The sequence below is a fragment of the Streptomyces sp. NBC_01320 genome (assembly GCF_035974375.1).
Taxonomy (GTDB): domain Bacteria; phylum Actinomycetota; class Actinomycetes; order Streptomycetales; family Streptomycetaceae; genus Streptomyces; species Streptomyces yanii.
On sequence record NZ_CP108390.1, the window covers coordinates 7,173,910 to 7,193,268 of the forward strand.

The following is a 19,359-nucleotide window of genomic DNA, read 5'->3' on the forward strand; positions in this document are numbered from 1 at the left end:
TTGCGGGCGCCCGTGGGCCGGGGTGCACTGCCCCCATGAGCAACGATCAGCCGACGTCCGGCCAGCCTCCCGGGGACGACCCGTTCCTCAAGAAGCCACGGGAGCCTCAGCCGCCGTCGTCGGGTTCGCCCTACGACAGCGCGCCGCCGCCGCCTCCTCCGCCGTACGAGCCCGGTGCCTACGGCGGCGGCCCGTACGGCGGCACGGACCCGCTGGCGGGCATGCCGCCGCTCGGCGAGCCCGGCAAGCGGATTCTGGCCCGGCTGATCGACTTCCTGATCATCTCGATCCCGCTGTATCTGATCTCGCTGCCGTTCGGAGGCGCGGTCGAGGTGTCGTCGAACAACAACAACGGCAACAACGGCAGCGTCAGTAACGTCTTCAATCAGACCTACAGCGGCCATCAGTTGCTCTGGTCGCTGATCGGGCTCGTGGCCTACGTGGCGTACGACACGTACTTCACGCACAAGGACGGCCGCACCATCGGCAAGCGGCTGCTGAAGCTGCGGGTCGCGATGCTCAATGACGGCCGGGTGCCGGACACCAGTGCGTCGTTCCTGCGGGCCGTGGTGCTGTGGCTGCCGGCGCTGCTGTGCTGCCCGTGCCTGTGGTGGCTGATCAACATCGTGCTGATGTTCACGGACAAGCCGTACCGGCAGGGGCTGCAGGACAAGGCGGCCAAGACGGTGGTGGTCTCGACCGCATAGCCGACGTACGCAGACGGTCCGCCCGAGCGGCAGGCCGCCGGTTGCCCGATCAGTGGCGCAGGGAGTGCTCACCCACGCGCTCGGCGGCGCGGGCGGCCGGGATCCTGGCCGGCTGGACGTCGTCGAGCGGGATGTCCTCGGCTGCGCCGACGGTGGAGACGGCGCCGTGGTTCGTACGAACCGCGGTCGCCGTCTTTGCCGTCTTCGCCGCTTTCCCTGTTTTCATCCGCAGCGGCAGGGGTACGGTGACGGCCACCAGCAGACCGAGCGCCAGCCCCGCCGTGCCGATGACGGCGATGCCGACGCCCGAACTCGTGCGGGACAGCAGGAGCATGGCGAGCGTCGAGAAGACGACGGTGACCGATCCGTAGGAGAGCTGTGCAGCAGTGGGACGCGGCATGGCGGTATCCGTCCTCGGGGCATCGGAAGGGGCAGTCTCTCAACGCGGTCGCACTGTCAAGCGACTCTACGACGGTGGATGCCCTGGAGGAAACGGTAGTAAGCGTGGCCTAACCCACGGTGCCGGTGCACGGGGGGCGCACTGAGTCATCCAGCGCGCCAAAGGGGGGCATTGGCGCGCCGGGTGCCGGTTCGGTGAACGTCCGTATAACGGAACTGCACTCCCACATAATGCACTTGGTCAGTTCAAGTCAAGGTCTGTCTTTTCTCCCGTAACTCCGGTCGAATGTCGTCACTTGTGACGCGTATCCGCGCGCGGCCTCTTCATCACCCCCAGGCCGCAGCCGCGGGCGCCGGGGAGGACTGCATCAAGTGACCACTAAGAGACGGACGCTCCGCGCCGCGGCGGTTGTCGTGGCCATGGCCGCCACCGCTGCCACGGCGTCGGCCTTCGCCACCGCACAGGCCGATGACAAGGCGTCAGGCGCCAGCGCATCCAGCATCGACCGCCGCGACCCGGGGTCGGCCGAGGGCAACGCGCACAACCTGAAGGGCCCCTTCAGCGAGCAGCAGGACGCACAGCGTCAGGCCGCCCTGGAGCAGGTCATATCCGGCGACAAGAAGGTGTCGAAGCGCGACGGCTCCAACGTCGTCAAGCTCGACGACAAGAAGTACGTCGAGCTCGGCCGGGAGAAGACGGACAAGATCTTCACAGTCCTGGTGGAGTTCGGCGACAAGGTCGACGACACGACCATGTTCGACCCGGACGGCGACGGGCCCAAGCCGCCCGTCAAGAAGTACGGCGGCACGCCCGGACCGCTGCACAACAAGATAGCCAAGCCGGACCCGGCGAAGGACAACAGCACCGCCTGGCAGGCCGACTACAACCAGGCCCACTTCCAGGACCTCTACTTCGGTGAGGGCGCCGGCAAGAACTCGCTGAAGACGTACTACGAGAAGACGTCCTCCGGGCGCTACTCGGTCGACGGCGAGGTCTCCGACTGGGTCAAGGTCCCGTACAACGAGGCCCGTTACGGCTCCAACTACTGCGGCTCGTCCAACTGCGCCAACTCCTGGGACATGATCAGGGACGGCGTGAACGCCTGGGCGGCCGACCAGAAGGCCAAGGGCCGCACGCCGGAGCAGATCAAGGCGGACCTGGCGAAGTACGACCAGTGGGACCGCTACGACTACGACAACGACGGCAACTTCAACGAGCCCGACGGCTACATCGACCACTTCCAGATCGTGCACGCCGGTGAGGACGAGTCCGCGGGCGGCGGCGTCGAGGGTCCGAACGCCATCTGGGCGCACCGCTGGTACGCGTACGGCACCAACGCCGGTGCGACCGGCCCGGCCGACAACAAGGCCGGCGGTACCCAGATCGGTGACACCGGCATCTGGGTCGGCGACTACACCGCGCAGCCCGAGAACGGCGGCCTGGGCGTCTTCGCCCACGAGTACGGTCACGACCTCGGTCTGCCGGACCTCTACGACACCACCAACACCGCCGAGAACTCGGTCGGTTTCTGGTCCCTGATGTCGGCCGGCTCCTGGCTCGGCACCGGCAAGAACGCCATCGGTGACCTGCCCGGCGACATGACCGCCTGGGACAAGCTGCAGCTGGGCTGGCTCAACTACGCCTCGGCCAAGGCCGCGACGAACTCGGTCCACAAGCTGGGTGTCTCGGAGTACAACACCAAGGACAAGCAGGCGCTCGTCGTCTCGCTGCCGGACAAGGCCGTCACCACCAATGTCACGACGCCCGCGGAGGGCGCCAAGCAGTGGTGGAGCGACATGGGTGACGACCTCAACAACACCCTGTCCCGCTCGGTCGACCTGACCGGCAAGTCCAAGGCGTCCCTGGACCTTTCGGGCTGGTGGGACATCGAGAAGGACTACGACTACCTCTACACCGAGGTGTCGGAGAACGGCGGGGCCAGCTGGACCGCGATCGACGGCACGGCCGACGGCCGGGCCATCCCGCGCGACGCCAGTGACAAGCCGGCCCTGACCGACGTCTCCGGCAAGTACCAGAAGCTGTCGTACTCGCTGGACGCCTACGCGGGCAAGAAGATCGACATCCGCTTCCGTTACACCACCGACGGCGGCGCGGGCGGCGTGGGCTTCGCGGCCGACACCATCGCGGTCAACGCCGACGGCGCCGTCCTCTTCTCGGACAACGCCGAGGGCGACGACAACGGCTGGACCGCCAAGGGCTTCTCGCGGGTCGGCGCGTCGTTCACCAAGGACTACCCGCAGTACTACATCGCGGAGAACCGCCAGTACGTCTCGTACGACAAGACCCTCAAGGTCGGCCCGTACAACTTCGGCTTCTCCACGACCCGTCCGGACTGGGTCGAGCACTACCCGTACCAGAACGGTCTGCTGATCTGGCTCTGGGACCAGTCCCAGAAGGACAACAACGTCTCCGCCCACCCGGGCCAGGGTCTGATCCTGCCGATCGACGCGCACGCCAAGCCGCTGAAGTGGGCTGACGGCACCGTCATCCGCAACAAGATCCAGCCCTTCGACGCGCCGTTCAGCTGGCGGCCGACCGACGGCTTCACGCTGCACAAGGCCGACGTGGCGGTCAAGATCAAGTCCCAGCCGGGCGTCCCGGTCTTCGACGACCACAAGGGCACCTACTGGTACGCGGAGAACAAGACAGGAAGCGTGAAGGTCGCTGACACCAACACCCGGATCACGATCGTCAGCGAGCCGCTCAGCGGTTCGACGATCACGGTCAAGGTGGGCGCTTCGCACAAGTAATTCCACATCACCGCAGGTCAAAGCATGATCGGCCGTCGCCCTCTAGCGGGCGGCGGCCGATCGTGTTTAGGTGCCTCTTGTTCGGGTTCTTATTGACACGATGTCTCACGGGGGAGCGCGGAGCATGGCAGGCGGAGGATTCAGCAAGTTGCCGAACGGCAGTGTGGTGGTCGCGATCACCCTGAACGGCCCGGCGGACGGGACGGGCCCGGGAACCCCGGTCCGGGTCCTGGTGCACGCGGCGAACCGGGCTCGCGCACTGACCCGCCTGCGCAATCTGGGCCTCCGGGCGGTCTACCTCCGCGGCAACGCGGAACCGCCCACGCCCGACGAGATCACGGCGGTGCTGCACCACCCGGACGGCCTGCTCTGGCGAGCGAGACCGGAGAACGCCCAGGAACTCTGGCACCCCATCCGGGCACTCCTGCACCCACGGGTACCGGCCCACCAGTCCTGAGCGCACCCGCGTCCCGCCCGTGGGGCAAAGGCGGCTGCCGGACGCCTCCGGCAACCGCCTTTGCCCCAGGCCCGTTACACCATCGGCTTGCCGGAGAGCTCCACCCCGGCCTCCTGGAGCTCCTCCAGCGCCCGCCCCGTGGTCGCGGCGGAGACCCCCGCGGTCAGGTCCAGCAGCACATGCGTCGCGAAGCCTTCCCGGACCGCATCCAGCGCCGTCGCCCGCACGCAGTGATCCGTGGCGATGCCGACGACGTCGACCTCGGTGACCCTCCGGTCCCGCAGCCACTGCGCGAGCCCCACCCCGTTCTCGTCGATCCCCTCGAAGCCGCTGTACGCCGCCGCGTACGCCCCCTTGTCGAACACCGCATCGATCGCACCGGAAGCGACCGCCGGGGCGAAATTGGGGTGGAAGCCCACCCCCTCCGTGCCGGCGACACAGTGCGCAGGCCAGGAGTGCTCGAAGTCGGGCTGTGCGGAGAAGTGGTTGCCCGGGTCGACATGGTGGTCACGGGTGGCGACCACATGGCGGTATCCGGCCTGGGCCTCACCGATCAGGTCGGTGATGGCGGCGGCGACATCCGCGCCACCCGTCACCGCGAGGCTGCCGCCCTCGCAGAAGTCGTTCTGAACGTCCACGACGATCAACGCGCGGTGCATGGCGGGTGTCCTTCGATGGGGAGAGAAGCGGGGGAGGAGAGCGGAACGGTGAAGTTCGGGGGGCTGCAAATCGAGCCTAGAGACAAAGACCGCCTTGCGGGAGGGGGCGTATGGCTGCTACCGGCGACCGTCCCCTTCCCTGCCGCGGCACGTTCACACGAACTCCGTCGGAATCACCGGCTCCCCCTTGGACAGCTGCACCGCCGACATCGGCAGCCCCCGTCGCGCCGCTATATGCCGCTCCCGCGCCGCGTCCAGCGGCTCGCGCGCGACCACCTCACCACCCCTGACCAGCTCGACCAGCAGCTGCCGGTCGGCCAGCCCGTCGGGCACCGGACCGGTGCCGACCACCTCGGCCTCGGCCACTCCGTTCTCGTCCAGCCGCCGTGCGGCCCACTTGCGACCGCCCACCGAGGACTTCCCCCCCAGCGACTTCTTGGCAACCGGCCGCAGCGGTTCCGCGGGATCAGCGGAGGTCGCCCGGGCGACCAGCTTGTAGACCATGGAGCAGGTCGGCTGCCCGCTGCCGGTGACCAGCTGCGTGCCCACGCCGTACGCGTCGACCGGTGCCGCGGCCAGCGAGGCGATCGCGTACTCGTCCAGGTCCGACGTCACCACGATCTTCGTCTCGGTGGCGCCCAGCTCGTCCAGCTGCTGCCGTACCCGGTGCGCGAGGAGCAGCAGGTCCCCGGAGTCGATCCGTACGGCCCCCAGCTCGGTCCCGGCGACCTCGACCGCCGTACGGACCGCCTCGGCGACGTCGTACGTGTCGACCAGCAGCGTCGTCTTCCGGCCCAGCGAGTCGACCTGCGCCCGGAACGCGTCGCGCTCGTTGTCGTGCAGCAGCGTGAACGCGTGCGCGCTCGTCCCGACCGTCGGGATGTTGTAGCGGAATCCGGCCGCCAGATCGGATGTCGTGTCGAAGCCGCCGATGTACGCGGCCCGCGACGACGCCACCGCGGACAGTTCATGGGTGCGTCGTGCACCCATTTCGATCAGCCTGCGATCACCCGCCGCCGCGGACATCCGGGACGCCGCCGCGGCGACTGCGGAGTCGTGGTTGAGGATCGACAGGATCACCGTCTCCAGCAGCACGCATTCGGCGAAGGATCCCTCGACCCGCAGGATCGGCGAGCCCGGAAAGTACACCTCGCCCTCCGGGTAGCCCCAGATGTCGCCGCTGAAGCGGTAGTCCGCCAGCCAGGCGAGCGTCGGCCCGTCGACGATGTTCTGGTCGCGCAGGAAGGTGAGCATCTCGTCGTCGAAGTGGAAGTTCTCCACTGCGTCCAGGACGCGTCCGATGCCCGCGACGACGCCGTAGCGCCGCCCCTCGGGCAGTCGGCGGGTGAACGCCTCGAAGACCGAGCGACGGTCGGCGGTGCCCGCCTTCAGCGCCGCCTGCACCATCGTGAGCTCGTACTGGTCGGTGAAGAGCGCTGTCGACGGCACACCGACCCGTCGCCCAAGGTCCGCAGAGTTCATGGCTCGGATGCTACCCCTATTTCGTCAGAGTGACGAGATCTAAGCCGTTTGTGCGATGCCCCCTCCCGGGTGGCAGCATGGGGTAGGTGAGTGTCGCCCCTGTAGAGATCGAGCGTCCCGAATCGGCCGAGGAGAACCTCGTCGTTCCCGAACCCGACGTGCCCTGGGTGACGCTGGTCCACAACGACCCGGTCAACCTCATGAGCTACGTGACCTATGTCTTCCAGGCCTACTTCGGCTACTCCAAGGACAAGGCCCACAAGCTGATGCTCGACGTCCATCAGAAGGGCCGCGCCGTCGTCTCCAGCGGCAGCCGCGAGGAGATGGAGCGCGACGTCCAGGCCATGCACGGTTATGGGCTCTGGGCCACCCTGACCCAGGACCGGAACTAGCCGCCACTTCTGCCCCGCCCGACCCACCATCGGAGAAGACCCATGGCCGGCCACTTCGAGGCCACCCCCCGCGGCGGCGCGGCCGTCGCGCTCGACGAGGTGGAGATCGCGATCCTGCGCTCCCTCGCCGTCCAGCTGCTGGAACTGATCGGACCCGGCGACGAACCGGCCGACGGCGAGGACCCGCTCGCCGCCCTGTTCGCCGAAGGGCCCAGCGAGCCGCCGACCGACCCGGCCCTGGCCCGCCTCTTCCCGGAGGCGTACGGCGACGAGGACAGCGAACTGCGCGCCGCGTCCGCCGAGTTCCGCCGCTTCACCGAGAACGACCTGCGCACCCGCAAGCGCGACGACGCGCTCACCGTCGTACGCACCCTCGACGCACTCCCGTCCGGCGAGAAAAACGCCGTCCTCACGCTCAGCGCCGACGAATGCCGCCACTGGCTCGGCGCCCTCAACGACCTCCGCCTCACCATCGGTACCCGCCTGGAGGTCTCCGACGAGGACGAGGGCGGTGAGGGCTCGCTCTATCGGCTGCCCGACAGCGACCCGCGCAAGCCCATGGTCATGGCCTACCTCTGGCTGGGCGCGCTCCAGGAGACGCTCGTCGAGACCCTGATGCCGTAGGGGCTGTCCGGCGGATCATGGCCGGGGTCGCGACGCCCGGCACTTCCCCACGTGCTCTGCTTCGCTCGAACGGGGGAGAGCCTATTCGCGGTATTGCCGAAACGCCCGCACGGCTGCGCTGCGAGGGTGCTCCGACGCCCGCTGGCCGCCCCGTGGCGATGCACCGCACCGGACACCGTGACCGACCCGCCTTCCCTCGATCGGGTTTTACCTTCCCTTGGGGCCGGGCCGGGGTGTTCGCTCAACGGATACTCAAATCCAAATAACGATCCCGTCACCTGAATGGCCTTTTTTGCAGCGGCTGGAAACCCTTGTCCGCTTTTTCCTGTGGCGTGCACCACACAATGTCCGGTGGACCACCGGTGGCTCCGTGATAAATCTTCACGACCACCCGGGGACGCCACCCCTGTTCCCGGGGGCGCTACAACCGGCGGACCGCCGGTCGCACTCCATCCATATCCGGGGGGATCAGGACCTGATCCGCAGCCGTCAGGCGCGGATCGGCGTGGAGAAAGGCGCAACACATGACATCGGCGCAGGTCGACAAGGGACAAGGCGGCTCGCAGCAGGCCGCGGAAGCCGCGGATGCCACCACCTCGGGCGAGGGCTATCAGCGCGCCCTCGGCGCCCGCCAGATCCAGATGATCGCGATCGGCGGGGCCATCGGAACCGGCCTTTTCCTCGGCGCGGGCAAAGCCATCGCCAAGGCGGGACCCAGCCTCATCCTCGCCTATGCCATCGCAGGCCTGGTGATCTTCTTCATCATGCGGGCCCTGGGTGAACTCCTCATGTACCGCCCGGTCTCGGGATCGTTCTCGGAGTACGCCCGCGAATTCGTCGGCCCCTTCGCAGGATTTGTCACCGGCTGGACCTACTGGCTGTTCTGGGTTGTCACCGGAATCACCGAAGTCACCGCGGCAGCCCAGTACATGACGTTCTGGTTCGACATTCCCCAATGGGTGTCCGCACTGATCTTCACGATCATCCTGTACGGCGTGAACCTGATCTCCGTGAAGCTCTTCGGGGAACTCGAATTCTGGTTCTCGATGGTCAAGGTCACTGCCATCGTCGGCATGATCCTCATCTGTGCCGGAATTCTCACCCTCGGCTTCTCCGACGCCGGCGACACCGCGTCCGTCACCCACCTGTGGGCCGACGGCGGCTTCTTCCCGCACGGCATCAAGGGCACCTTGATGACCCTGCAGATCGTGATGTTCGCCTTCCTCGCCGTCGAGCTCGTCGGCGTCACCGCAGGCGAGTCCAAGGACCCGAAGACCGTCCTGCCCAAGGCCATCAACACCGTGCCGTGGCGCATCGCCGTCTTCTACGTCGGCGCCCTCATCATGATCCTCGCCGTCGTCCCGTGGACGGAATTCCAGCCCGGCATCTCGCCGTTCGTCGCCGCCTTCCAGAAGATGGGCCTCGGCATCGGTGCAGGCATCGTCAACTTCGTCGTCCTGACCGCGGCCCTCTCCTCCTGCAACTCCGGCATGTACTCCACCGGCCGCATGCTGCGCGACCTCGCGCTCAACGGACAGGGCCCGAAGTTCTTCACCCGGCTGACCAGGAGCGGCACCCCGCTCATCGGCACCACCTTCTCCGCCGCCCTCATGCTCGTCGGCGTCTGGATCAACTACCAGTGGCCCGGAGACGCCTTCACCTACGTCGTCTCCTTCGCCACCATCTCCGGCATGTGGGCCTGGATCATGATCCTCGTCTGCCAGATCCGCTACCGCCGCCTGGCCGACCGCGGAGTGATCCCGCAGTCCACCTTCCGGGCCCCCGGCGCCCCGTACACCAGCGTCTTCGCCCTCGCTTTCATCGGCATGGTGATCGTGATGATGGGCATCGACAAGGACGCCAGGATCTCGCTGTACTGCGCCCCGCTCTGGGCCCTGATCCTCGCTGTCTCCTACCTGGTCCTCAAGGCCCGTAACCCCGAGAGCGCGGCCTTCGCCAAGCGCTGACCCGACCCGGCCGTCCGGCATACGGGCCCCCGCGTACCACTCCTCGGCGCGCGGGGGCCCTCTGCTTATCCTGGCGCCATGCTGACCATCACCCAGGCGCTGTACGACCGGATCGTCGCGCACTCCCGCGCGGACCACCCCGACGAGGCGTGCGGCGTGGTCGCGGGCCCGGCCGGAACCGGCCGCGCCGAACGCTTCATCCCCATGCTCAACGCCGCCCGCTCGCCCACGTTCTACGAGTTCGACTCCGCGGACCTGCTGAAGCTCTACCGCGAGATGGACGACCGTGACGAGGAGCCGGTGATCATCTACCACTCGCACACGGCGACCGAGGCGTACCCCTCGCGCACCGACATCACGTACGCCAATGAGCCCGGCGCCCACTACGTCCTCGTCTCCACCGCCGACACGGACGACGCGGGCCCCTTCCAGTTCCGCTCGTACCGCATCGTGGACGGCGTGATCACCGAGGAGGACGTCGAGGTCGTCGAGGCGTACGAACCCGCCTGACCTCGAGCGGGCTGGGGGCGAAACCCCGTCCCCGGCCCGCCGTGATTCCCCGCCCCACCCCGACCGTCCACCAGGCGAACGCTCACCATCCACCAGGTGAGATCACATGCCGGAGTCCGGACCGGGAATCGATACGATGAGCCCATGGTTCCCCAAGACGTGAGCGACAAGACGCCGGGCACGCTGCTCGTCGCGCGCCTGCACGTCGACCTGTGCAGGCTCTCCAGCGCGATCTGTACGAGCTGCCTGCCCGCCGGCCGCAACGCCTGAGCCGGGCCGCGGCCCCGAGCGCCGTCCACACGCCCCACCCCTGCGCGGGGGCAGAGCCGCGCGCCCCACGCCACCACTCCGCTTTCGACAGGAGCCCACGCCATGGCCATCGAGGTCCGCATCCCGACCATCCTCCGCACCTACACCGACGGCGCCAAGGCCGTCGAGGGCAACGGAGAGACCCTCGCCGACCTCTTCACGGACCTCGACAGCCGCCACAACGGCATCCGTGAGCGCATCGTCGACGGCGACCAGCTCCGTCGCTTCGTGAACGTCTACCTCAACGACGAGGACGTCCGCTTCCTCGACGGAATCTCCACCAAGCTCAGCGACGGCGACAGCGTCACCATCCTCCCGGCCGTCGCCGGCGGCATGAACTGATGCGGTACGACAGCCCGCTCGCCGCGGTGGGCAACACCCCGCTCGTCCGCCTGCCGCGGCTGTCACCGTCGGACGACGTCCGCATCTGGGCCAAGCTGGAGGACCGCAACCCCACCGGCTCGATCAAGGACCGCCCCGCGCTCCACATGGTCGAACAGGCGGAGAAGGACGGCCGGTTGACCCCCGGCTGCACCATCCTGGAGCCCACCAGCGGCAACACCGGCATCTCGCTGGCCATGGCGGCCAAGCTCAAGGGCTACCGCATCGTCTGCGTCATGCCGGAGAACACCTCGCAGGAACGGCGCGACCTGCTCGCCATGTGGGGCGCCGAGATCATCTCCTCCCCGGCGGCCGGCGGCTCCAACACAGCCGTCCGCGTCGCCAAGGAACTGGCCGCCGAGCACCCCGACTGGGTGATGCTCTACCAGTACGGCAACCCGGACAACGCCGGCGCCCACTACGCCACCACCGGCCCCGAGATCTTCGCCGACCTGCCTTCCATCACCCACTTCGTGGCGGGCCTCGGCACCACGGGCACGCTCATGGGTGTGGGCCGCTACCTGCGAGAACAGAAGCCCGACATCAAGATCGTCGCCGCCGAGCCGCGCTACGACGACCTCGTCTACGGCCTCCGCAACCTCGACGAGGGCTTCGTCCCCGAGCTCTACGACGCCTCGGTCCTCACCACCCGCTTCTCCGTCGGCTCCGCCGATGCCGTCACCCGCACCCGCGAACTCCTCCAGCAGGAGGGCATCTTCGCGGGCGTCTCCACCGGCGCCGCACTCCACGCGGCGATCGGCGTCGGAACCAAGGCGGTCAAGGCGGGGGAGACGGCCGACATCGTCTTCGTCGTCGCCGACGGCGGCTGGAAGTACCTGTCGACGGGCGTCTACACGGCCCCCACGACGGAAGCGGCCATCGAAACGCTGCACGGCCAGCTCTGGGCGTAACACCCAGTCGCTGAGTGCCGTCCCGTCCTCGGCCGCCGGACCCGCTGGAATTCGAGCCGGTCCGGCGGCCGAGTTTTTTTCGACCGTCACCCGATCCCGCGCACCCGCTCCCACACCGCTGGGTCCACCGTCCCCACCCGCCGCCGGAACCCCCGCACCGCCACATCCCGCAGTTCGTCCGTCTCCAGGAAACTCGCCCGCCCCTGCACATCCCCCACCGAACCCGGCGGCAGCGCGATCACCCCGGGCCGCTCCTCGTGATGCTTGCTGGTGATCTTCGCTACGAGCGCCGCACCGCCCCGCACCGAGAGCACCAGACAGGGCCGGTCCTTCGCCCCGGGCCCGTCCTCGTACGGAACCTCCGCCCACCAGATCTCACCCGGCCGCGGCGCCCGCTCCGGCCGCCCCCGCGGTCCTTCCCGCCTGCCCGGCGGACGCGTCTGCCGCGCAGAACGCCCACCAGGGCGCTGACGCCCCTGCCCGGCCCGCCCCCGCCCGTCGGCGATCGCGGCAATGAGAGCGAGCAGTACGACCACGGCCAGAGCCGGCCACCAGGACATGTCCATGCCCCGACGGTACCGGCGTCCCCGCCGGCCCGCTCTCCGCACCCGCTTCCATCGAACCGGTGACAGAGCAGGTGAGTTCGCCCACAACGGCAGGCCCCAGAGGAGCGACCAGGTGTTTCGCGCCTTACGCTCAACAAATCGCACGAACCCTCCCCGCTCCCACGTCTCGGAGGTTCACGCTCCATGAAGCTCACCGTCGTCGGCTGCTCCGGCTCGTTCCCGTCCACGGGTTCGGCATGTTCGAGCTACCTCGTAGAGGCCGACGGCTTCAGGCTGCTCCTCGACATGGGCAACGGCGCCCTCGGTGAGCTGCAGCGCCACGTCGGTCTCTACGACCTCGACGCCATCTTCCTCAGCCATCTCCATGCCGATCACTGCATCGACATGTGCGCGTACTTCGTCGTCCGCTACTACCGGCACGACGGCGGACGTCCCGCGTCCATCCCGGTCTACGGCCCCGACGGCACCGAACAGCGACTGACCACCGCCCACGCCGACACCCCGTCCGACCGGTCCATGAGCGAGGTCTTCGACTTCCACACGCTGAAGCCCGGCTCGTTCGACATCGGCCCCTTCTCGGTCCGCACGGAGAAGGTCTGCCACCCCGTCGACGCCTTCGGTATCCGCATCGAGCACGGCGGCCGCACCCTCGCGTACTCCGGCGACACCGGTGCCTGCGAGGCGCTGGACGAACTTGCGGAGGGCGCCGACCTGTTCCTCTGTGAAGCATCGTTCGTCTACGGCAAGGAAGACATTCCGGACCTCCACCTCAACGGCCGCGAAGCAGGCGAGATCGCCGCACGCGCGAAGGTGGGACGGCTCGTCCTCACCCACATCCCGCCGTGGACGGACGCGGACCGGAACCTGGCCGACGCCCGCACGATCTACCGCGGACCGGCGGAGCTTGCAGTTCCGGGCGCGGTCTACGAGATCTAGTGCCGGCCACGGCACTAGTGCAGCGCCGCACTGATCCTGCGAGGGTCAGGATCGCCCCTGCCGTGGTGGCTGGGGCGATCGATGCTGCATGGTGGAGCGTCAGTTCTCGATCAGGATGGCTGCGAAGCCGGACAGTGCGCTGTTGACCTCTGCCAGGTCGAAGGCGGCGGGGTCGAACTGGTCTGCGGTGTCGAGGCCGAGCCATTCGAGCCGTTCGTCGTGTTCTTCGTGGCCGGGGTCGGCGAGGATCTCGATGAGGTACTCGTATCCCCACATCCCGCCGCAGTCCTCGGGCGGGCAGGCACGGCGGCCGGTGAGGCAGCGTGGGTAGGGGGTACCCGCTTCGGCGTCGGTGATGGCCTCGACGAGGATGTCGTGCTCCCAGTCGTCGCCGAAGTCGTAGGTGTAGCTGAGCTTGTCGCCGACGCTCGGGGCGACCTGGTCAAGTCGCTTGGATGCCGCGCTGCGGATCCCCAACTCACGGTCGGCGACTCCATAGCGGTCCTGCGGGGTCTCGAAGGCCCACATGTGGTAGCCCTCCCAGCCGAAGGCCGCCTGGATGAGGTGGTGAAGCTGCTGCAGCGTGGTGCCCGACGGCACTTCCAGGCGGCGCCAGACCGGGGGCCGGGAGCCACGCAGGGTGACCTTGATCTTGTGGACGACCTTTCCGGGTGCCGTCCGGGAGCGGGAGATCGGCTTCGCGCGCCTGGTATTCGCCATGGCCGTCATCCTGCCACCGGCCCCCTTCCCGCGAGGCCGTCCGCCGCTGACCCCGTTCGTCCGCGCGACAATGACCGCCGCTCGTCGAATCCAGGGGTGGGGTCATGCCAGCGCACAGCCCGTTCACGGTGGTCTGGGACAAGAGCCAGCGCGCGGTTCTGGAGCAGTTGGCCCGCTCGCGCACCGCGCCGCTGCGGCGCATCCAGCGAGCCGAGGTCGCCCTGGCCGCCGCCGACGGTGTCTCCAACGCGGCCATCGCTCGCAGCCACCGGTTACACATCGCCACCGTGCGACGCTGGCGCAAGCGGTTCCACCACGAGGGCATGGCCGCTCTGGACGACCGCAGGAGGCCGGGCCGCCCGCGTCGGTACGGGCCCGAGGTGCACCTTGCGATCGTCGCCACGGTCACCTCCGCCAAACCGGCCCCCGACAGTCAATGGACCCACAAGTCGATCGCCAAGTCCCTTGCTGCCCACGAGATCTCCGCCTCCCAGGTCGGGCGGATCCTGGCCGACCTGGACCTCAAACCCCACCTCGTCCGCGGCTGGCTCACCCGCCCCGACGACCCGGACTTCCACGTCAAGGCCGCCGAGGTGTGCGCCCTCTACCTGCATCGCCCGCCCGGGTCGGTCGTGCTCAGCGTGGACGAGAAGACCGCCATGCAGGCCCGCTCGCGTCGCCACCCCACCAGGCCCGTACGGCCCGGCCATGCCGAGCGCCGCGAGTTCGAGTACCGACGCCACGGCACCGCGTCCATCGTCGCGGCCCTGGACGTGCACAGCGGACAGGTCTTGGTCGAGGACATCGCCCGCAACGACTCCGTCACCTTCATCCGGTTCCTGCGACTGCTGGACGGGAGTATCGACCCTGCCCTGGCGATCCATCTGGTCCTCGACAACGGATCGTCACACGTCTCGAAGGCCACGCGGGCCTGGCTCGCGGCCCACCCGAGGTTCACCGTCCACCACACGCCCAAGCACGCCTCATGGTTGAACCAGGTCGAGATCTTCTTCTCGATCCTGGCCCGCCGACTGCTGCGACGAGGCGAGTTCACCTCACGCCAGGACCTCATCGACCAGATCCGCGAGTTCACCCTCGCCTACGACAAGGAAGCCCGCCCCTTCCGATGGACCTACGACGGCACCCCACTCAAGGCCACCTGACCCCCGCAGGATCAGTGCGGCGCTGCACTAGATCTCGGGTAGGCGCGACGGAGCCCCCACCTTCCGCCCAGGGAAGGTGGGGGCTCCGTCGCACGTACGGGCGGGGCGAGGACCTACTTCGCCTCCGCCTTGAGCAGCTCGGCGAGCTCCTCGTCGGACTCGCGGCCCGGGGTCGGCAGGTTGAACTTGGTGATCGCGAAGCGGAAGACCGCGTAGTAGACCACCGCGAAGCAGAGGCCGACCAGGACCAGCATCCACGGCTTCGTCGCGATACCGAGGTTCAGGAAGAAGTCGACCGCTCCGGCCGAGAACCCGAATCCGTCCTTCATACCGAGCGCCCAGGTCAGCGCCATGGACACACCGGTGAGCACCGCGTGGATCGCGTACAGCACCGGGGCGATGAACATGAAGGTGAACTCGATCGGCTCGGTCACACCGGTGACGAACGCGGTGGCCGCGAGGGAGAACATCATGCCGCCGACGACCTTGCGGCGCTCCGGGCGGGCGCAGTGAACGATCGCGAGGCAGGCCGCCGGGAGGGCGAACATCATGATCGGGAAGAAGCCGGTCATGAACTGTCCGGCCTGCGGGTCACCGGCAAGGAAGCGGGCGATGTCACCGTGGGCGCCGTTGTACTCGCCCGCCTGGAACCACGGGAACGAGTTCAGCAGGTGGTGCATGCCGACCGGGATCAGCGCACGGTTGGCGACACCGAAGATGCCCGCGCCGACGGCGCCGGAACCGACCAGCCACTCACCGAAGTTGTGAAGACCGGTGCCGAGGACGGGCCAGATCAGACCGAAGACGATGCCGATGACCAGACCCGCGAAGGCGGAAAGGATCGGGACCAGGCGGCGGCCGCTGAAGAAGCCCGCCCAGTCGGGCAGCTTCGTCCGGTAGAACTTCTGGTAGAGCAGGGCCACGACTATGCCGATCACGACACCGCCGAGCACGCCGGCGTTGACCGGTGCGTCGTTCATGACGACCTTGCCGTCCACCACGCTCGCGACCTGGGGCAGGTTGCTGTCGGTGAAGGTGGCGAGCACCTTCTGGAAGACCAGGTAGCCGGTGACGGCGGCCAGGGCCGTCGAACCGTCCGACTTCTTGGCGAAGCCGATCGCGATACCGACGGCGAACAGCAGCGCCATGTTGTCGAGAATGGCCCCGCCGCCGGCTGCCATGTAGCCGGCGAGCTTCGTGATGAAGGTCGGGAACGAGTCGCGGCCGAGCATGTCCGCGTTGCCGAGCCGGACCAGCAGGGCGGCCGCCGGCAGCACCGCGACGGGCAGCATGAGGCTGCGGCCGATGCGCTGCATGACAGCCATCACGGCCGCGCCCTTCTTCTTGGTGGCCGCGGGGGCGGCGCTCGCCGTGGTCATCAACTTCCTCCATGGGACAAGGCGCCGCCGGGAACAGGGATCTTTTTGGGGGCGACGACTCTAGAAACGTGACGGGCGCCACGTGGTCTGGACCACTCAGTGGTGTAGACCAGTTTTAGCACGGTGTGGGTTGTATAAGGAACCTGCAAATGTCGACTACTTCGCAGTAGCTCATCGATACATTCAGTGACATGACGAAGACCCCCGGACCGTGAGGTCCGAGGGCCTTTGCCGACCGGGCGCGGAGTCCGGCCGGACAGCTATTTGACGAGGTCCTTTTCGATCTCCGCCTCCAGTTCGTCGGGCTCGCGCCCGGGGGTCTGGAGGTTGAATCCGGTGATGGCGAGGCGGAAGATCACGTAATACACCACTGCGAAGCAGAGGCCGATCGGAATGATCAGCCACGGTTTCGTCGCCAGACTCCAGTTGATGACGTAGTCGATCAGGCCCGCCGAGAAGCTGAAGCCGTCCTTCACGCCGAGCCCCCAGCTCACCGCCATCGAGACACCGGTGAGCACCGCGTGGATCACATACAGAAGCGGGGCGACGAAGAGGAACGAGTACTCGATCGGCTCGGTGATACCCGTCACGAACGACGTCAGGCCGACCGAGAGCATCATGCCGCCGACCGCCTTCCGGCGATGCGGTTTGGCGCAGTGGTAGATCGCCAGCGCCGCGGCCGGGAGCGCGAACATCATGATCGGGAAGAAGCCCGTGGTGAACTGCCCGGCCGTCGGGTCGCCCGCCAGGAACCGGTTGATGTCACCGTGCACGACCGTCCCGTCCGGCTTGGTGAAGTCACCGAACTGGAACCAGACGAACGTGTTCAGGAACTGGTGCAGGCCGACGACCAGCAGTGCGCGGTTGGCGACGCCGAAGATGCCGGAGCCCAGCCAGTTCAGATCGGTCAGCCACTTGGAGAAGCTGGTCAGACCGTCCCCGATCGGCTGCCACAGCCAGGCGCACAGGGCCGCGAAGAGCAGCCCGACGAATGCCATGATGATCGGCACGAGCCGACGGCCGTTGAAGAAGCCCAGCCAGTCGACCAGCTTGACCCGGTGGTACCGCTGCCAGAACCACGCGGACAACAGGCCCATCACGATGCCCCCGAAGACCCCGGGGTTCTGGTACTCGGCGGCCGTCACCTTCGCGTTGCCGGTGACACAGGTGCCGAACCAGGTGCCGCCCGAGGTGAAGGTGGAACCCGGTGCGCAGTCCACCGGGAAGGCGTGCAGCACCGCGTAGTAGACGAGGAAGCCGGTCACCGCCGCGAGCGCCGTCGAACCGTCCGACTTCTTCGCCATACCGATCGCGACACCGACGCAGAACAACAACGGCAGCCCGAGACCGGAGTCGAGGAGCGCACCACCGGCAGCGGCGAAGACCTTGGCGACGTTGTTCCAGCCGAGCCCTTCGTCGCCGAACACGTCCGGCTGGCCGAGCCGGTTGAGAATGCCGGCCGCCGGCAGCACCGCGATCGGGAGCTGGAGACTGCGTCCCATTTTCTGGAGGCCCTGGAAGAAGCCGTGCCACCACATTCTCCGTGGCGCTGTGGCGCTGCTCGAGCTCATCGGCATCCTCCCGGAAACAGACCACGTTTGGCGGTCGCCGCGAAGTGGTGTAGACCAGTTGCGGTACGGTGCGTAACCCGCCCGGAGGACAGGGCGCCGGTGATCGTCATCATTGGTGATGATCAGGTTGCCCGCTCGCGAAGTTGGGCCAACCGTGCGTTACCGTGACGAAACGGACCCATGGTGGGCCGGCACCGGACGTGAAGAACCAGGGAGAACCACATGGCCAGCAAGGCTGAGAAGATCGTCGCCGGGCTCGGCGGGATCGACAACATCGAAGAGATCGAAGGCTGCATCACCCGCCTCCGCACCGAGGTCATCGACCCGAGCAAGGTCGACGAAGCCGCGCTCAAGGCCGCCGGGGCCCACGGCGTCGTCAAGATGGGCACCGCGATCCAGGTCGTCATCGGCACCGACGCCGACCCCATCGCCGCCGACATCGAAGACATGATGTGACGACCACTCGCTGAGCCGGCCCGGCTCCGCACCCCACAGGCCCCGATCCCATCGGAACGGGGCCTGCGGCACAACCCCCACCAGCCTCCCGCTGCACCCCCCGGCCGGCCCCCGGCACACCCCGACCGGCGCCAACGGCCCAGCCGATAGGCTCGACGCCATGTCTCGTATCGACGGCCGCACCCCCGAAGAGCTCCGCCCCATCACCATCGAACGCGGATGGAGCAAGCACGCCGAAGGCTCAGTCCTCATCTCCTTCGGCGACACCAAGGTCTTCTGCACCGCCTCCTTCACCGAGGGCGTCCCGCGCTGGCGCAAGGGCAGCGGCGAAGGCTGGGTCACCGCCGAATACTCCATGCTGCCCCGCTCCACCAACACCCGCGGCGACCGCGAAGCCGTACGCGGCAAGATCGGCGGCCGTACCCACGAGATCAGCCGCCTCATCGGCCGGTCCCTGCGCGCGGTGATCGACTACAAGGCGCTCGGCGAGAACACCGTCGTCCTCGACTGCGACGTCCTCCAGGCCGACGGCGGCACCCGAACCGCCGCCATCACCGGTGCGTACGTCGCCCTCGCCGACGCCATCACCTGGGCCCAGGGCAAGAAGCTCATCAAGCACGGCCGCAAGCCGCTGATCGGCACCGTCTCCGCCGTCAGCGTCGGCATCGTCGACGGCACGCCGCTTCTCGACCTCTGCTACGAGGAAGACGTCCGCGCCGAGACCGACATGAACGTCGTCTGCACCGGCGACGGCCGTTTCGTCGAGGTCCAGGGCACCGCCGAGGCCGAGCCCTTCGACCGCAAGGAACTGAACGCTCTCCTCGACCTCGCCACCAGCGGCTGCGTCGACCTCAATGCCATCCAGCAGGCGGCCCTCGCTCGCACGCTCGGCGAGTAAAGAAGCAACCAAGTACGCACCACAGAGCGTCGATACAGGTACGGACGCACGGGTCGAACCGTGCGTCCGTCCGCGTATCCGCACCCGGGGAGGAACCGCA

The 19,359-nt window shown here is 68.0% G+C and carries 21 protein-coding genes; 14 read left to right on the forward strand and 7 right to left on the reverse strand.

Features of this window, described 5'->3' with window-relative positions; translation table 11 throughout:
* The first annotated feature begins 35 nt into the window (after positions 1–35).
* Positions 36–707 (forward strand): RDD family protein, encoded by a 672-nt coding sequence (locus OG395_RS32605; protein ID WP_327246110.1) that lies wholly within the window; start codon positions 36–38, stop codon positions 705–707.
* 49 nt (positions 708–756) lie between these two features.
* On the opposite strand, the gene OG395_RS32610 is transcribed toward OG395_RS32605, so the two are convergent.
* A complete protein-coding gene (locus OG395_RS32610; RefSeq protein ID WP_266985143.1) occupies positions 757–1,107 on the reverse strand; it encodes a hypothetical protein in 351 nt (116 codons plus the stop codon).
* A 371-nt stretch (positions 1,108–1,478) separates the two neighbouring features.
* Here OG395_RS32610 and OG395_RS32615 point away from each other — a divergent pair, with 371 nt between their 5' ends.
* Positions 1,479–3,878 (forward strand): immune inhibitor A domain-containing protein, encoded by a 2,400-nt coding sequence (locus tag OG395_RS32615; protein WP_327246111.1) that lies wholly within the window; start codon positions 1,479–1,481, stop codon positions 3,876–3,878.
* A 124-nt stretch (positions 3,879–4,002) separates the two neighbouring features.
* Positions 4,003–4,335: a hypothetical protein gene (locus OG395_RS32620; RefSeq protein WP_326792343.1), complete on the forward strand. Its 333-nt coding sequence runs from the start codon at positions 4,003–4,005 to the stop codon at positions 4,333–4,335.
* Positions 4,336–4,409: 74 nt separating this feature from the next.
* Here OG395_RS32620 and OG395_RS32625 read toward each other — a convergent pair whose 3' ends face one another.
* Both OG395_RS32625 and OG395_RS32630 read right to left on the reverse strand, forming a co-directional pair.
* Positions 4,410–4,994, reverse strand: coding sequence for an isochorismatase family protein (locus OG395_RS32625; RefSeq protein WP_327246112.1), 585 nt, complete (start codon positions 4,992–4,994; stop codon positions 4,410–4,412).
* A 153-nt stretch (positions 4,995–5,147) separates the two neighbouring features.
* The gene (locus tag OG395_RS32630; protein ID WP_327246113.1) at positions 5,148–6,476 is read right to left on the reverse strand and encodes a nicotinate phosphoribosyltransferase; all 1,329 of its coding nucleotides are present in this window, start codon (positions 6,474–6,476) and stop codon (positions 5,148–5,150) included.
* Between the two features lie 86 nt (positions 6,477–6,562).
* Between OG395_RS32630 and clpS the strand changes: the two genes are divergently transcribed.
* From clpS to OG395_RS32665, 7 genes are all read left to right on the forward strand, one after another.
* Positions 6,563–6,868 carry an ATP-dependent Clp protease adapter ClpS gene (gene clpS / locus OG395_RS32635; RefSeq protein WP_018555894.1) on the forward strand — a complete coding sequence of 102 codons (306 nt, stop codon included), beginning with the start codon at positions 6,563–6,565 and terminating at the stop codon, positions 6,866–6,868.
* Between the two features lie 42 nt (positions 6,869–6,910).
* Positions 6,911–7,492: a DUF2017 domain-containing protein gene (locus OG395_RS32640; RefSeq protein ID WP_327246114.1), complete on the forward strand. Its 582-nt coding sequence runs from the start codon at positions 6,911–6,913 to the stop codon at positions 7,490–7,492.
* A 524-nt stretch (positions 7,493–8,016) separates the two neighbouring features.
* Positions 8,017–9,459: an amino acid permease gene (locus tag OG395_RS32645; protein WP_327246115.1), complete on the forward strand. Its 1,443-nt coding sequence runs from the start codon at positions 8,017–8,019 to the stop codon at positions 9,457–9,459.
* 78 nt (positions 9,460–9,537) lie between these two features.
* Positions 9,538–9,969, forward strand: coding sequence for a M67 family metallopeptidase (locus OG395_RS32650; protein WP_266985157.1), 432 nt, complete (start codon positions 9,538–9,540; stop codon positions 9,967–9,969).
* Between the two features lie 144 nt (positions 9,970–10,113).
* Positions 10,114–10,239, forward strand: a complete 126-nt coding sequence (locus OG395_RS32655; RefSeq protein ID WP_327246116.1) for a putative leader peptide — start codon at positions 10,114–10,116, stop codon at positions 10,237–10,239.
* 102 nt (positions 10,240–10,341) lie between these two features.
* Positions 10,342–10,620: a MoaD/ThiS family protein gene (locus tag OG395_RS32660; RefSeq protein ID WP_037692508.1), complete on the forward strand. Its 279-nt coding sequence runs from the start codon at positions 10,342–10,344 to the stop codon at positions 10,618–10,620.
* On the forward strand, positions 10,620–11,570 hold the full coding sequence (locus OG395_RS32665) for a PLP-dependent cysteine synthase family protein (protein ID WP_327246117.1): 951 nt from the start codon (positions 10,620–10,622) through the stop codon (positions 11,568–11,570). The genes OG395_RS32660 and OG395_RS32665 overlap by 1 nt, the downstream gene beginning before the upstream one ends.
* A gap of 86 nt (positions 11,571–11,656) precedes the next feature.
* On the opposite strand, the gene OG395_RS32670 is transcribed toward OG395_RS32665, so the two are convergent.
* Positions 11,657–12,136: a type II toxin-antitoxin system PemK/MazF family toxin gene (locus tag OG395_RS32670; RefSeq protein ID WP_327246118.1), complete on the reverse strand. Its 480-nt coding sequence runs from the start codon at positions 12,134–12,136 to the stop codon at positions 11,657–11,659.
* 183 nt (positions 12,137–12,319) lie between these two features.
* On the opposite strand from OG395_RS32670, the gene OG395_RS32675 reads away from it, so the two are divergent.
* Complete coding sequence (locus OG395_RS32675; protein WP_266985165.1) at positions 12,320–13,072, forward strand: MBL fold metallo-hydrolase; 753 nt, start codon at positions 12,320–12,322, stop codon at positions 13,070–13,072.
* A 99-nt stretch (positions 13,073–13,171) separates the two neighbouring features.
* Here the strand turns inward: OG395_RS32675 and OG395_RS32680 are convergent, their stop codons facing one another.
* The gene (locus tag OG395_RS32680; protein ID WP_327241116.1) at positions 13,172–13,792 is read right to left on the reverse strand and encodes a plasmid pRiA4b ORF-3 family protein; all 621 of its coding nucleotides are present in this window, start codon (positions 13,790–13,792) and stop codon (positions 13,172–13,174) included.
* A 104-nt stretch (positions 13,793–13,896) separates the two neighbouring features.
* On the opposite strand from OG395_RS32680, the gene OG395_RS32685 reads away from it, so the two are divergent.
* Positions 13,897–14,955 carry an IS630 family transposase gene (locus OG395_RS32685; protein WP_327241115.1) on the forward strand — a complete coding sequence of 353 codons (1,059 nt, stop codon included), beginning with the start codon at positions 13,897–13,899 and terminating at the stop codon, positions 14,953–14,955.
* Between the two features lie 113 nt (positions 14,956–15,068).
* Here the strand turns inward: OG395_RS32685 and OG395_RS32690 are convergent, their stop codons facing one another.
* Entirely contained in the window at positions 15,069–16,334 is a 1,266-nt protein-coding gene (locus OG395_RS32690; RefSeq protein ID WP_327246119.1) for a PTS transporter subunit EIIC, read from the reverse strand.
* A gap of 260 nt (positions 16,335–16,594) precedes the next feature.
* A complete protein-coding gene (locus OG395_RS32695; protein WP_327246120.1) occupies positions 16,595–17,905 on the reverse strand; it encodes a PTS transporter subunit EIIC in 1,311 nt (436 codons plus the stop codon).
* Between the two features lie 222 nt (positions 17,906–18,127).
* Between OG395_RS32695 and OG395_RS32700 the strand changes: the two genes are divergently transcribed.
* Positions 18,128–18,361 (forward strand): glucose PTS transporter subunit EIIB, encoded by a 234-nt coding sequence (locus tag OG395_RS32700; protein WP_037692518.1) that lies wholly within the window; start codon positions 18,128–18,130, stop codon positions 18,359–18,361.
* Between the two features lie 160 nt (positions 18,362–18,521).
* A complete protein-coding gene (gene rph / locus OG395_RS32705) occupies positions 18,522–19,259 on the forward strand; it encodes a ribonuclease PH (RefSeq protein WP_266985172.1) in 738 nt (245 codons plus the stop codon).
* Positions 19,260–19,359 lie beyond the last annotated feature (100 nt).